The 11,910-nt window shown below is 64.5% G+C and carries 15 protein-coding genes and 2 pseudogenes; 1 reads left to right on the top strand and 16 read right to left on the bottom strand.

Going from position 1 to position 11,910, the window contains the following annotated elements; translation table 11 throughout:
- Window positions 1-297: pseudogene (locus ACXJ7R_RS14210) on the bottom strand (hypothetical protein); the annotation flags it as partial.
- Between the two features lie 112 nt (window positions 298-409).
- Entirely contained in the window at window positions 410-535 is a 126-nt protein-coding gene (ykgO, locus tag ACXJ7R_RS14205; protein ID WP_457152386.1) for a type B 50S ribosomal protein L36, read from the bottom strand.
- A gap of 229 nt (window positions 536-764) precedes the next feature.
- Here ykgO and ACXJ7R_RS14200 point away from each other — a divergent pair, with 229 nt between their 5' ends.
- Window positions 765-1,187 (top strand): lysozyme inhibitor LprI family protein, encoded by a 423-nt coding sequence (locus ACXJ7R_RS14200; protein ID WP_457152385.1) that lies wholly within the window; start codon window positions 765-767, stop codon window positions 1,185-1,187.
- A gap of 15 nt (window positions 1,188-1,202) precedes the next feature.
- On the opposite strand, the gene ACXJ7R_RS14195 is transcribed toward ACXJ7R_RS14200, so the two are convergent.
- The 14 genes and pseudogenes from ACXJ7R_RS14195 to ACXJ7R_RS14130 form a co-directional block, all read right to left on the bottom strand.
- Window positions 1,203-2,279, bottom strand: a complete 1,077-nt coding sequence (locus tag ACXJ7R_RS14195) for a 5-(carboxyamino)imidazole ribonucleotide synthase (RefSeq protein WP_457152384.1) — start codon at window positions 2,277-2,279, stop codon at window positions 1,203-1,205.
- On the bottom strand, window positions 2,276-2,773 hold the full coding sequence (gene purE, locus ACXJ7R_RS14190) for a 5-(carboxyamino)imidazole ribonucleotide mutase (protein WP_457152383.1): 498 nt from the start codon (window positions 2,771-2,773) through the stop codon (window positions 2,276-2,278). Before purE ends, ACXJ7R_RS14195 begins: the two co-directional genes overlap by 4 nt.
- A 117-nt stretch (window positions 2,774-2,890) precedes the next feature.
- A complete protein-coding gene (locus ACXJ7R_RS14185; RefSeq protein WP_457152382.1) occupies window positions 2,891-3,784 on the bottom strand; it encodes a ribokinase in 894 nt (297 codons plus the stop codon).
- On the bottom strand, window positions 3,781-4,656 hold the full coding sequence (locus ACXJ7R_RS14180) for a MurR/RpiR family transcriptional regulator (protein WP_457152381.1): 876 nt from the start codon (window positions 4,654-4,656) through the stop codon (window positions 3,781-3,783). The genes ACXJ7R_RS14185 and ACXJ7R_RS14180 overlap by 4 nt, the downstream gene beginning before the upstream one ends.
- Before the next feature lie 13 nt (window positions 4,657-4,669).
- Window positions 4,670-5,659, bottom strand: a complete 990-nt coding sequence (locus tag ACXJ7R_RS14175) for a sugar phosphate isomerase/epimerase family protein (protein WP_457152380.1) — start codon at window positions 5,657-5,659, stop codon at window positions 4,670-4,672.
- Window positions 5,660-5,867: 208 nt separating this feature from the next.
- Window positions 5,868-6,779 carry an anti-sigma factor family protein gene (locus ACXJ7R_RS14170; RefSeq protein ID WP_457152379.1) on the bottom strand — a complete coding sequence of 304 codons (912 nt, stop codon included), beginning with the start codon at window positions 6,777-6,779 and terminating at the stop codon, window positions 5,868-5,870.
- Complete coding sequence (locus ACXJ7R_RS14165) at window positions 6,776-7,315, bottom strand: sigma-70 family RNA polymerase sigma factor (RefSeq protein WP_457152378.1); 540 nt, start codon at window positions 7,313-7,315, stop codon at window positions 6,776-6,778. Before ACXJ7R_RS14165 ends, ACXJ7R_RS14170 begins: the two co-directional genes overlap by 4 nt.
- A 46-nt stretch (window positions 7,316-7,361) precedes the next feature.
- Window positions 7,362-7,562, bottom strand: coding sequence for a plastocyanin/azurin family copper-binding protein (locus ACXJ7R_RS14160; protein WP_095089408.1), 201 nt, complete (start codon window positions 7,560-7,562; stop codon window positions 7,362-7,364).
- A 149-nt stretch (window positions 7,563-7,711) separates the two neighbouring features.
- Window positions 7,712-8,917, bottom strand: a complete 1,206-nt coding sequence (locus ACXJ7R_RS14155) for an aminotransferase class V-fold PLP-dependent enzyme (protein WP_457152377.1) — start codon at window positions 8,915-8,917, stop codon at window positions 7,712-7,714.
- A gap of 23 nt (window positions 8,918-8,940) precedes the next feature.
- Entirely contained in the window at window positions 8,941-9,402 is a 462-nt protein-coding gene (locus tag ACXJ7R_RS14150) for a RidA family protein (protein WP_095089405.1), read from the bottom strand.
- A 36-nt stretch (window positions 9,403-9,438) separates the two neighbouring features.
- On the bottom strand, window positions 9,439-10,233 hold the full coding sequence (locus ACXJ7R_RS14145) for an amino acid ABC transporter ATP-binding protein (protein WP_457152376.1): 795 nt from the start codon (window positions 10,231-10,233) through the stop codon (window positions 9,439-9,441).
- A 2-nt stretch (window positions 10,234-10,235) separates the two neighbouring features.
- Window positions 10,236-10,886 carry an amino acid ABC transporter permease gene (locus ACXJ7R_RS14140; protein ID WP_457152375.1) on the bottom strand — a complete coding sequence of 217 codons (651 nt, stop codon included), beginning with the start codon at window positions 10,884-10,886 and terminating at the stop codon, window positions 10,236-10,238.
- Window position 10,887: 1 nt separating this feature from the next.
- The gene (locus tag ACXJ7R_RS14135; RefSeq protein ID WP_095089401.1) at window positions 10,888-11,553 is read right to left on the bottom strand and encodes an amino acid ABC transporter permease; all 666 of its coding nucleotides are present in this window, start codon (window positions 11,551-11,553) and stop codon (window positions 10,888-10,890) included.
- Window positions 11,554-11,630: 77 nt separating this feature from the next.
- A pseudogene (locus tag ACXJ7R_RS14130) lies at window positions 11,631-11,910 on the bottom strand (transporter substrate-binding domain-containing protein); the annotation flags it as partial.

The raw sequence follows: 11,910 nt of genomic DNA, 5'->3' as shown, positions 1-11,910 counted from the left end.
GACATCGAATTTCTGGCCTTCGATGGCCTTTTGCGACCAAATCATCATCAGGTCGATCGAGGCGCTGCCGGATTGGAACCACTCGCTCCAGATGTTGCCGGCAATGCGCTCGGCAGCCTTTTCGTTGCGCTCCCGCTTCAGGTCGCTGAACAGCTGGTCGAGATGGGCCTGTTTCGTCATCACCGGCGGCGGGGCATCCGGGGCCGCCGGCGCAGCCGCCTGATCATCCGCCCGAGCCGGTAAGGCGACGGCACCGGAAACGAGAAAGATCGCCAGAAATGCAAAAAGAATCCGCATCGCCCGACTCTAATCCCGGGCGGCGGAACATCAAAGTGATTTTAGCGTGAGAAGGTCGGAGGACCGACGACAAGCATCAATTGGCGGAGGCACGAAGCCTCCGGCCGAAAGCTCAGCCCTGGCGTGCCTTGTAGCGCGGGRCGGTCTTGTTGATGATGTAGACGCGGCCCTTGCGGCGAACCAGCTGGTTGTCGCGATGACGCGCCTTCAGCGCCTTGAGCGAATTCTTGATCTTCATGGTCTTGCCTGTCGGTGTGGACCCGGTCCGGGTCGAAATTTTAAGGCGCGCCAGAAGACGCGCCTTTGAACTGTGGGTGGCTCATAAACGAGGAGCCTTGTCCGTGTCAACCGCAAGCGTGCTCTACCTCGCCATATCATCAAATATCCGCCATGTCGGCCTGGCGGCATTGCGCGGCCTCCAGCCGGCTGGGATGATGCGGTCGCCGTGAAGTGATTTGGGGATGATTATGCGCCGGATTTTCCTGTCCGCCTGCCTTGTCTTGCTGGCGGGAGCTTCGGCTGCCCGGGCGCAGGAATGCGACCGCAGCGACGACAGCCAGCAGATGATGAACATCTGTGCCGGCGTGGACTACCAGGCAGCCGACGCCAGGCTGAACAAGGCCTACCAGGACCTCATCAGCTCGGACGATGCCGACAGCAAGAAATTGCTGCAGGCGGCGCAACGCGCCTGGATCGCCTTCCGCGACGCCGAATGCGCTCACTCCACCGCGGCCAGCGCGGGCGGCTCGATCCATTCGATGGAAGTTTCGCAATGCCTGACCAGGCTGACCAATGACCGCACCAAGCAGCTCGCTGCCGCGGCCAATTGCGAGGAGGGTGACGCGAGTTGCGCCAGTCCTGACGAGGACGAGAGCGGTGACGTACAATAACGCCCGTTCGTGAAGTCAGGCGCGAAGGCTGACCCGGGTGAAATGGCCCATCTTGCGGCCGGGCCGGGCCTCGGCCTTGCCATAGAGATGCAGCATCAGATCGGGCTCGGCGAGCAATTCGGCGACGCGCAGCACATCGTCACCGATCAGGTTTTCCATCACGCAGTCAAAATGGCGTTTCGGGTCTCCCAGCGGCAAGCCGGCGACGGCGCGGATATGCTGCTCAAACTGCGAGGCGATGCAGGCGGCTTCCGTCCAATGGCCGGAATTGTGCACCCGCGGAGCGATCTCGTTGGTCAGCAGCGAACCGTCGGGCAGCACGAAGAACTCGACGCCAATGACGCCGACATAGTCGAGCGCCGACAATATCTTGGATGCTGCCGCCTGTGCCGCGGCGGCTGTCTCGGGCCTAATGGCGGCCGGCAAGGTCGATGTGTGGAGTATGCCTTTGCGGTGGACATTTTCGGCCGGATCGTAGGCGGCGACGGCGCCGTCCAGCCCTCGCGCCGCGATCACTGAAATCTCGCGCTCGAACGGCACGAAGCTCTCCAGGATCAGCGGTACATTGCCCATCGCCTCGCAAGTACCGGCGAAACCGCCAGCCTCCATGTTGCGGAAGACGCGCTGGCCCTTGCCGTCGTAGCCCATGCGGCGTGTCTTCAATATGCCACTGCCGCCGAATGCTTTCAGCGCCGCCGTCAGCTCGTCGTCATTGTCGACGGGGCGGAAATCCGCGGTGGCAATGCCGATGCCATTGAGGAATGTCTTCTCGCTCACCCGGTCCTGCGCGACTTCAAGCGCGCGCGCCGGCGGATAGACCGGAACCTTGGCGGCCAGCTCGCTGGCAGCCGCAACCGGCACGTTCTCGAACTCGTAGGTGATGACGGAACTCGCCGCCGCCAGCTCGGCAAGTGCGGCCGGGTCGTCATAGGCAGCCGTTATCTGCCGGTTGGCGACCTGTGCTGCCGGGCAATCCGCTTGCGGCTCCAGCACCACCGTGCGGTAGCCAAGGCGAGCGGCCGCCATCGCCAGCATGCGGCCGAGCTGGCCGCCGCCAATGATGCCGATGGTCGATCCGGCGGGCAGGCTCACGGTGCATCCGTCGGTTCGACCGCGACCTTGGCGGTCTGCGCGGCGCGCCAGGCATCCAGCCGCGTCGCAAGCTTGTCGTCGTAAAGCGCGAGCACGGCGGCAGCCAGAAGTGCAGCGTTGGTCGCACCGGCCTTGCCGATGGCCAGCGTTCCGACGGGAATGCCGGCCGGCATCTGGACGATCGAGAGCAGCGAATCCTGCCCCGAGAGCGCCTTCGATTCCACCGGCACGCCGAACACCGGCAGCGGCGTCATCGCAGCGGTCATGCCGGGCAGGTGCGCCGCACCGCCGGCGCCGGCGATGATCACCTTGTAACCGGCAGCCTTGGCGCCCTTGGCGAAATCATAGAGACGGTCGGGTGTGCGATGCGCGGAGACGATCAACCGCTTGTGCGGGATGCCCAGTGCCTCCAGCGTTTCAGCCGCATGGCGCATGGTTGCCCAGTCGGACTGGCTGCCCATGATGACGGCGACATCGGCGCGTTGATCGTCCAAGTCCTTGCTCCCCGGCGACAAAGGCGCGCCTTAGCGGAATTCGGACGAAGCCGCAAGGATAGGCGGTCGCCGCTGCCGTTTGGCAAGACGGAAAGTGGGTCCTCCGGAGTCCAGACGTCAGATGCTGCCGCGCTCGGCCTCGGGTGTCGAAACCAGCAAGGCCGAAGCGGCGTTGGCCGCGGTGACGGCGGCCCGCATGGCCTCTCCACGGGCAAGTGCGGCGGCCAGCGCACCAACGAATTCATCGCCCGCGCCATGCGTGCTGACGACCTTGACCGGGATGGCCGGCAACGCGAAGGCGGCACCGGTCCGGTCGCAACAAGCGACGCCCTCGCCGCCCGCCGTCACAATTGCGGTTGGGCAGAGTTCGACCAGAAGTCGCGCCGCTTGCGCGGCACCTTCCAGTGTTTCGACCACAGCCAGACCGGTCAGGAATTCCGCCTCGATGGCGTTGACCACCAGGATGTCGACGAGCGCGATCAGTTCACTGGAGAGTTTGCGCGCGGGGGCGGCATTGAGCAGGACGCGGCAGCCATGTCTCTTCACCGCGCGTGCGGCGGCAATGTTGGCGGCCTCAGGTATCTCGTTCTGCAAAAGCAGTACGGACGTTTGTGCCACTACCTTGGAAGCAGCCGCGATGTCCCTGTCGCCAAGCGTGAGATTGCTGCCCGAAACGATCACCGCGCCGTAGTCGCCGCTTTCGTCGAAGATCGCCACGCTCATGCCGGACCCGGCGCCCGGCGCCAGCCGAACGAAGCGACGGTCGACGCCGGCACGATCGAGATTGGCCAGTAGCGCCCTGCCGAAATCATCGTCGCCGACGGCGCCGATCATCGCCACGCGCATACCGGCCCTTGCCGCCGAAACCGCCTGGTTGCCGCCCTTGCCACCGCATTTCGGGTGCCAGGCATGGCCGGTCACCGTCTCGCCCTTGCGCGGGCGGTCGGGCGCGTCGACCATGATGTCATAGTGCAGGCTGCCGAACACGGTGACCAGCGGCGTTGTCCTCATGAGCCCCGGTCTTTTCGTTTTGATGTCACCGCCGACATGGTGCGGCCGAGATTGCGCTCCGCCGCCTGGTAGTCGCGCTGCGCCACCGCCACGAACAACGCGTCGAGGATGTTGAGCTGGGCAATGCGGGCCGCCGCGTTCTCCCCCATCAGCGGCGAGCCCTGCGCGGTGGAGCACAGCACGACGTCGGCAAACGCGGCCAACGGCGAATTGTTGTAGTTGGTGATAGCGAGCGTGCGGGCGCCGTTCCTGCGGGCAAGCTGGATGGCGTCGATGACAGCCGAAGTATTGCCAGAGTGCGAGAAGCCGACGGCGATGTCGTCTGAGCCGAGCAGCGAGGCCGACATCAGCATCATGTGCGAGTCATCAAAGACATTCGTGCGGATGCCTATGCGCAGGAATTTGTGCGAGACGTCGCGCGCGATCTGCGCCGAACCGCCGACGCCGTAGAAGTCACGATTTCCGGCGCGGTAGAGCAGATCGGTGGCGCGGTCGAAATCCTCGATGTCGAGGATCGCCAGCGTCTCCTCCAGCGCCTGGATGGAGGTGCGGAACACCTTCTGYACGATCTCGGCCGAACTGTCGTCCGAAGACAGTTCCTGGTGCATCTCTGCGGTCGGCAGCCGGCTGTATTCATAGACGGCAGTGCGGAAGTCGCGATAGCCGGAGAAGCCGAGCTTCTTGGTGATCTTGACGACCATAGCTTCCGACACGCCGGATTCCTCGGCGATGCGCTTCAGCGGAATGCTCTCGTCGAAGCCGCGTCGGCCAAAGACCGTTTCCACCACCTTCGCCTCCAGCGGTGTGAGATGTGGCATCATCATGCGGATGCGCGGTCCCACCGCTTTCAGGTCCAGCCCGCTCAAGGTCATCCACGCCCCCTGGTCATACGTCAGGCCCGAGCACGATTTCCTGGATGATGGCCTGCGACGCCACCGCGTCCTGGCGCTCGATGGCGGCGGACAGCCGGTTGTCCTGGTCGATCCGGTCGACGACCCGCAGCATGCGTTTGACGGTGGCAATATTGACCTCGCACTCATGCACCGGATCGAGACCCGTCATGTCGGGGAAGGTGTCGAAATAGATAGCGCCGGCGTAGCCGTCCCTGCGGATCTGCCGGAGCAGTTCGATGGTCTGCAGCGTATGCACGGCGCCGACCATCAGGCCGTCGTCGCGTTTGGCGTAGCCATCATTGAGATGCACGCCAAGCAGCTTGCTGTGGCGCGCCACCACGGCGGCGGCGAAGGCCGGCTGCTCGTCGGCGTAGAGCACATGGGCGAAATCGAGCGTGACGCCGAGATTGGGCAGTCCGACATCGCGGATTGCCAGCAAGGTCGTCGCCGCATCCGGCATCAGGCTGTAGGAGCGCGGCTCGTTGGGCTTGTACTCCAGGCTGATCTGGCAGCCGGGGTCATGCGCGGCTACTTCACGAATTCCGTCAATTTCGTGTTGCCAGAGTGTCGCATAGTCGGCCTGAAAGGCGTAATCGAAGCCATCCTGTCCGAGCCACAGCGTCATCAGGCTGGCGCCGGCCTCGCGCACGGCGTCGATGCCGGCCTTGGTCAGGTCGATGGCTTCGCGGCGCACTGCCGGATCCGGATTGGTGAAGGCGCCGAGCTTGAAGGCCGGGTTGGAGTAGTAGCGCATGGCGAAGCCATTAATGGAAAGGCCAAGGTTGCCCAAGTTTCGCGCGATTTCAGCCGGCCTTTCGCTGACATGGTCGGGGAAATTCAAATCGAGGTCGGTCAGCCCGGCAACCCTGGCAGCGCGCGCTGCCATCTGCATCAGTGACGGCTTGCCGGTGAGATCCGGCCATTCGGCCTGCGGCTGCGAGGCAAAGGAATTCAGGCGCGTGGCGAAACGATTGGCTGTCATGATTGACCCTTCAACGCTCATAACTTCACACAAGCAAAGATATTTGTAAAGTTGTTGGTGCGAGGGCGTTAGAGCGACGGTCAGGCCGCAATCCCGGCCCGGCCGAGCCGCACAAACGCGCGCCGGCAAGCGGCGATTTCCTGACTGGCGCCGTGGGTTGGAGAACCTGTCAGGGCGGCGGCGGGATCAGTGACGAGGCTGGACCTCCTCACACCGCCGCCTTGCGGAAGCGGGCGACGAAGTCGTCGAGTTCGGGGCGCTCCATGTCGGAGATCGCCCAGTAGGAGAACGCGCCGTCGCTCCAGTGCACCAGCGAGAAGCCGCCTGACGAGAGATCGTCAGGTGCTGTGGTGCCGCCGCCCTGCTGCGGTTCGGCGACCAGCGTGATCAGATGCTCGCGGTGGCGGTAGACCAGCGCCGGTACCGGCCGGTCGGCGATCACCTCGACCCGGCCGCCGATCAATGCGTAGCCATCCTGGGCGAGGTCCGGCGCCGGCGGCGACACGCCGATCCGAGCATCTAGCCACGGCTTCACCGTGTGGCGGTCGGACGAGACGATGTCTATCGGGCTCGCCGCAAGCAGGCTGCGGCGATGGCCGCTGGCGACCGCCGCGGCAAAGCTGTCGGACGCGCTGTTGACCATCACCCATTGTGTCGCGCCGCTTGCCAGCACGGCGCTGATCATGATCGACGCTGCCATGGCACGCCAGTCGAACGAGCCGAAGCGGCGTGCCCTAGGCAGGACCCGCGTCTGCGACGGGCGTGTCTCGGCGTTTCGCCTCTGGCCTCCGCCGGTCGGGATAATCAACCCCGGTTGCGCCGGCGGCGCGCCCTGCTGCGGCTCCGCCGGCTCGTCTTGCGTCTGTTGTGCCGTGGCTGCAACGCCGATCGCCGCGATGCGGGCCTGAAAGGCATCGCTGACATCGGGGCGCGGCAAGCGGTTCACCGCCGCATGCAAGGCGACGATGCGAGCGTGTTCGGCGGCAAGCTGCGGGTCGGCGGCGATGCGCCGCTCCACCGCCAGCGCCGCGGCCGCGTCGAGCTCGCCATCAATGAGGGCATGGATCATCAGCCTGATACCTTCGGGATCGTTGGGCAGTCCGTCGTCATGGTTGGTCATGGCGCTCTCCCCAGTTCAGACACAAGCAGGCCGCGGGCACGGGCCAGCCGCGACATCACGGTGCCCATCGGCACGCCGAGCATCGCCGCTATCTCGCGATAGCTGAGGCCGTTGATATCGCGCAGCACCAGCGTCTCGCGAAACGGCTGCGGCAGTGCCGCGATCGCCGCTTCCAATGCCGCCGTGTCGGCCTTGGCGATTAGGCTCGCCTCCGGACCGTCTTCGTCCGGCAGCCTGGTACCGTGCGCAGCCGCCATCTCGTCGAGATCGCCGAGGTCACCGACGGCCAGCATGGCGCGCGGCCGGTTGCGCGACATCCAGGTGTAGGCGGTGTTGCGCACGATGGTCAGCAGCCACGCGCGGGCATTGCCGCCAGCATAGCCGGCAATGCCGGCATGTGCCTTCACGCAGGCTTCCTGCACAACATCTTCGGCATCGGCGGCATTGCCGGTCAACCAGCGGGCGAGCGCAAGCGCATCGCCGAGATGGGGCAGCACCACCTCACCGAAGCGCTCGGCCAGGGCCTTCTCGCTCAACACCGCAGCATGATCCGGCACTCCGGGCAGGTTCTGCCATGCGCCCTCAAGGCGCGACGGTGATCTTGCCCTGCATGTGCGGGTGGAGCCCGCAGAAATAGGCAAAGTCGCCTGCTTTGGTGAAGGTGAATTCATATGTGTCACCGGTGTCAAGCGCCTTGGGGGAGGGACTGACGACGATCATGCACTCCGGCGCGAGACGACAGCTGGTGCCATGGTCGCTGTCATCCTCGCAATGATGGGGCATGTCAGGCTCCTCAACGCCTGCAATGGCGTATGTCGAGGAGACTTGTTCCAGTGACGGTTTATTCCCGCCGGGTGCAAATGGGGCCGTTCACAGTCGCGTGATCAGCCGGTCGTTGCCGCTGCATTTTTGGATGTATGTCGGTTTGGCGCTCAATCCGGCCAGCGCAATGAGCCGGACGAATCCTTGCGGACAGGCTTCATGGCGTCGACGGGCCGGTCGGCCGCGGTCAATACGGCTCGCAGCCGTTCGGCAACGATCTCCGCTTCGCCAGGGTGCAGATTGCACGGGTCGAGGAAGAAATGGCCGCGCTCCACCTCGTGGTTGCGCACAATGATGGGCGGCGGGCCTGCCGCCAGGGCCGAGGCGAGGCCGGCGGCGGTGAACCGGCTCTCGGGCGACACGAAGATCTGCAGCCGGTCGAGCGGATTGGCGGTCGGATCAGGGATGATCTGCGCGACGATGCCCGGCAGGCCCTGCAACGTGTCCTTCCAAAGGTTGAGGGCTGCTTCTTCACGCCGGCGGATGCCGGCATGGTCACGCTTTTCCCAGGCTTCCAGTGCCGCCATGGTGCCGGCGATGCTTTCCTTGCCGACCTTCATGGCGCGTGCGACGCCGCGGTTCTGCAGATAGGCGGCGCGCACCAGATCCTTGCGCCCGGTGACGATGCCGCTGGTTGGTCCGCTGAGGAATTTGTGTCCGCTGTAGATGACGATGTCGGCGCCGCGCTCCAGGAAGCCGCGCAGATCATATTCGGAAGCGGCGTCGACAATCACCGGGACGCCCTTGGCGTGGCAGATTTCGCAGAATTCCTCCAGCGACAGCATGCCGTACTGCACGGTGTGGTGCGCGACGACATAGAGGCCCGCTGCCGTGCGGTCGCGGATCGCGTCGCGCACATGATAGTCCTGGGTCACGCTGACCGTGCCGGCAGGAATGGTCCTTGCTCCGGCCAGCCGGATCGACTGGTCGATCGGCGCGCCGTAATTGACGATGTGACCGAGCTGGACGATGACTTCCGACTTGAGATCCTCGGTGTCGTCCGGCAGGCGCTCGATGGCGAGCAGGTTGGTTCCGGTCATCGCGCCGGCGATCGCCATGGTGATGCCGCTGGCGCAGCAAGCGGTGATGAAACCGGCCTCGCCGCCGGTGAGGCGAGCAACGACCGTGCTTGCGGCGCGCTGCAGATCGTCCATCTCCACCCATTGCGAGGCTATTTCAGCCATGGCGCTGATCGCTTCCGGGACGATGATCGATGCGCCAAGCGCGGTCATCGTGCCGGAGACATTGATGATCGGGCGAAGGCCGAGCCGTTCGCGGATGGTGGTGTTGGAGCCGTCGGCGGAATAGGTGTTCATCTCTCGGATTCCATTTCTAAAGGTCAGGCGGCGATCTCGACGACCGCCTCGATTTCGACGGTGATATTTCCGGGCAAGGAGCCGACCCCGATCGCCGAGCGGGCATGACCGCCGATATTGTCGAAGACATCGGCGAACAGGTCGGAACAACCGTTGACCACCTTTGGGTGATCGCTGAAGGTCGGTATCGCGTTGACGAAGCCGAGCAGCTTGACGATGCGCACGATGCGACCGAGGTCGCCGGCGGCTGCGTGCATGACGGCGAGGAGATTGAGGCCGGTGAGGCGGGCATGCTGATAGGCCTCCTCGACGGTGACATCGTCTCCCACCTTGCCGGTGAACAGCGTGCCGTCGGCCCGCAGCGGTCCTTGACCGGACAGGAAAATCAACCGCCCGCTTTCGGCATGGGTGACGAAGTTGGCGATCGGGGTCGGCGGCTCGGGCAGCGTCAAGCCGAGTTCGGCGAGCCGGATGTAGGGCGTCATCAAATGCTCCTTGCGAACAGCTTTCGCTGTCCAGTGTCAGAAATGCGAGGCGCGGAAGCGCGCCAGGAAAGTGCGGAGGCGCTCGTTGGTGGTCTCTGCCGCGAGAATCTCCTTCGGTGGGCCGACGGCGCTGACGCCACCATCGGCCATGAAGACGATGCGGCTCGAAGCATCGCGGGCGAAGGCCATCTCATGTGTCACCATCAGCATGGTCATGCCGTCCTCGGCGAGGCTGCGCACGACGGCCAGCACTTCGCCGACGAGTTCGGGATCGAGCGCCGAGGTAATCTCGTCAAGCAGCAGGATCTTCGGCTCCATAGCCACGGCGCGCGCAATACCGACGCGCTGCTGCTGGCCGCCTGACAGTTCGGCGGGGAGGCTGTCGGCCTTGTGGGCGAGGCCGACGCGGCCGAGCCAGTGCTCGGCGATCGAGCGCGCCTCGGCTTCGCTTTTTCCACGCACCTTGCGCAGCCCGAGCATGATGTTGCCGGCCGCCGTCAGGTGCGGAAACAGGTTGAAGCTCTGGAACACCATCCCGGTTTCGGCACGCATCGCGGCGAGATCGCGTTCGCTGCGGCGCTCACGGGTTCCCGGGTCGCGAAAGCCCACCTCCTTGCCGTCGATGCGGATCGAGCCGCTGTCGTAGCTTTCCAGGAAGTTGACGCAACGCAGCAGCGTGGTCTTGCCGCTGCCCGAGGGGCCGATGACCGTCACCACCTCGCCGCGCGCCACCTGCAAGCTGACCGAACGCAGGACCTGGACGGCGCCAAAGGATTTGGAAACGTCGCGGACGTCGAGAAGGGCCGGGGTGTCGTTCGAACTTGTGGACATTGCTATTCCCGGATGAAGGAGAAACGCCGTTCGAGCCGCCGGCTGGCGAGCGAAAGGGCATAGTTGACCGCGAAGTAGATGAGCGCACCGAGGATGTAGAGCGGCATGGCCTCGTAGGTGCGGCCGATGACCTGGTTGATGGCCTGCATCAGGTCGGTGATGCCGAGCAGCGACACCAGTGCGCTGCCCTTGACCGCATCGGTGACGCCGTTGATCCAGGGTGGCAGAAAGCGCCTGAACGCCTGCGGGAAGATGACGTAAGCCAAGCGCTGGCGAAAGGTCAGCCCGATCGCCATCGCCGCTTCCGACTGCCCTTTCGGGATCGAGCCGACCGCACCCCTGAGATACTCGATGACCTGCGCCGTTTTGAACAAAGTGAGAGCAAGCACGGCGGCCCAGAACGACGGCAGATGAAGCCCGATCGCGGGCAGGCCGTAATAGACGAAGAACATCAGCACCAGGATTGGAATGCCGCGGATCGTGTCGCTGAAGATGCGCACCGCCAAGCGCAGCGGCGCGGGACCATAAACCAGGCCGACGCCGAGCAGGACGCCGGCGATGAGCGACAGGACCACGACCAGCAGCGACACCCACAAGGTCAAGGCGAAGCCCTGGGCGAGGAACGGTAAGGCATAGGCGATCTGGGTGAGCATGTCAGCGCGCCGCCCGGAATCGGCGCTCGACGAGTCGTAACCCGAAAAGCAGCGCATAGCCGGTCAACAGGTACATCGCCGTCGTCACCAGGTAGACCTCGACGATGCGGAAGGTGTTGAAATTGATCCACTGGGCGCCGTAGGTGAGCTCCGGCACCGAAATGACCGAGGCTATCGAAGTGTCCTTGAACAGCGAGATGAAGGTGTTGGACAGCGCCGGCAAGGTGATGCGCAGCATGGTCGGCAGGCGCACATGGACCAGTCGCTGCCATGGCGTCAGGCCAATCGCCTTGCCGGCGTCAAGCTGCCCACGTGGGACGGCTTCGAGCCCGGAGCGGAACACCTCGACCAGATACGCGCCGCTATACACCGACAGCGTCAAGATGAACGAGGTCGGGGCGCTGTAGGCAAGATCGACCACCGTCGGCAGGCCGTAGAACACCAGATAGACAAGCAGGATCAGCGGCACGTTGCGGATGAATTCGACGTAGGCGGCGATGATGGTGCGTACCACGCGCCCGGCCGAAACGTACCAGACCGCCAGAACCAGGCCGATGACGATGCCGATGGCAATCGAGATGATGGCCAGTTCGAGACTGAGCAGCAGTCCGCCCCACAGCTTGTCGAAATGCCGCCAGATCAGGTTGAAATTCAGGGCATAGCCCATGCGTCAGCCTCAGTGCGAAGGGCCGTCGAGGAGAAGCTGGCGGAAGGGCACTGAATGCCGCCCTTCCGCCAACTGGATCAGATAACCGGAAAACCGGGATGGCGAGCCGGCGGCTCCTGTCCGAAGTAATCCTTGAATGCCGCGTCGTAGAGCGCCGTTTCGTGACCGAACATGGCGATGGTGAAAGTCTGATTGACGAAGGTCAGCCAGTCGAGATCGCCTTGCCGGAGTGCCGCACCGTACAGCATCGAGAACCAGCTCTTGCCGGCGTCGAAGTATTTGTCCGGATTGCGCGAGGCAAGCCAACGCACGGTCGAAAGATCGACCGCGGCAGCGTCGACACGCTTGGCTTCCAGT

The sequence above is a fragment of the Mesorhizobium sp. P5_C1 genome (assembly GCF_054049815.1).
Note: the sequence above shows the minus strand (reverse complement) of the source record. Positions and strands in the feature narration are given on the sequence as shown.

Excerpts from the sequence above, each read along its gene's own strand:
- ACXJ7R_RS14170 (WP_457152379.1), bottom strand. The coding sequence starts at position 6,779 with ATGACCAACCATGACGACGGACTGCCCAACGATCCCGAAGGTATCAGG.
- ACXJ7R_RS14200 (WP_457152385.1), top strand. The coding sequence starts at position 765 with ATGCGCCGGATTTTCCTGTCCGCCTGCCTTGTCTTGCTGGCGGGAGCT.
- ACXJ7R_RS14185 (WP_457152382.1), bottom strand. The coding sequence starts at position 3,784 with ATGAGGACAACGCCGCTGGTCACCGTGTTCGGCAGCCTGCACTATGAC.
- ACXJ7R_RS14160 (WP_095089408.1), bottom strand. The coding sequence starts at position 7,562 with ATGCCCCATCATTGCGAGGATGACAGCGACCATGGCACCAGCTGTCGT.
- ACXJ7R_RS14140 (WP_457152375.1), bottom strand. The coding sequence starts at position 10,886 with ATGCTCACCCAGATCGCCTATGCCTTACCGTTCCTCGCCCAGGGCTTC.
- ACXJ7R_RS14150 (WP_095089405.1), bottom strand. The coding sequence starts at position 9,402 with ATGACGCCCTACATCCGGCTCGCCGAACTCGGCTTGACGCTGCCCGAG.
- ACXJ7R_RS14135 (WP_095089401.1), bottom strand. The coding sequence starts at position 11,553 with ATGGGCTATGCCCTGAATTTCAACCTGATCTGGCGGCATTTCGACAAG.
- ACXJ7R_RS14175 (WP_457152380.1), bottom strand. The coding sequence starts at position 5,659 with ATGACAGCCAATCGTTTCGCCACGCGCCTGAATTCCTTTGCCTCGCAG.
- ACXJ7R_RS14145 (WP_457152376.1), bottom strand. The coding sequence starts at position 10,233 with ATGTCCACAAGTTCGAACGACACCCCGGCCCTTCTCGACGTCCGCGAC.
- ACXJ7R_RS14155 (WP_457152377.1), bottom strand. The coding sequence starts at position 8,917 with ATGAACACCTATTCCGCCGACGGCTCCAACACCACCATCCGCGAACGG.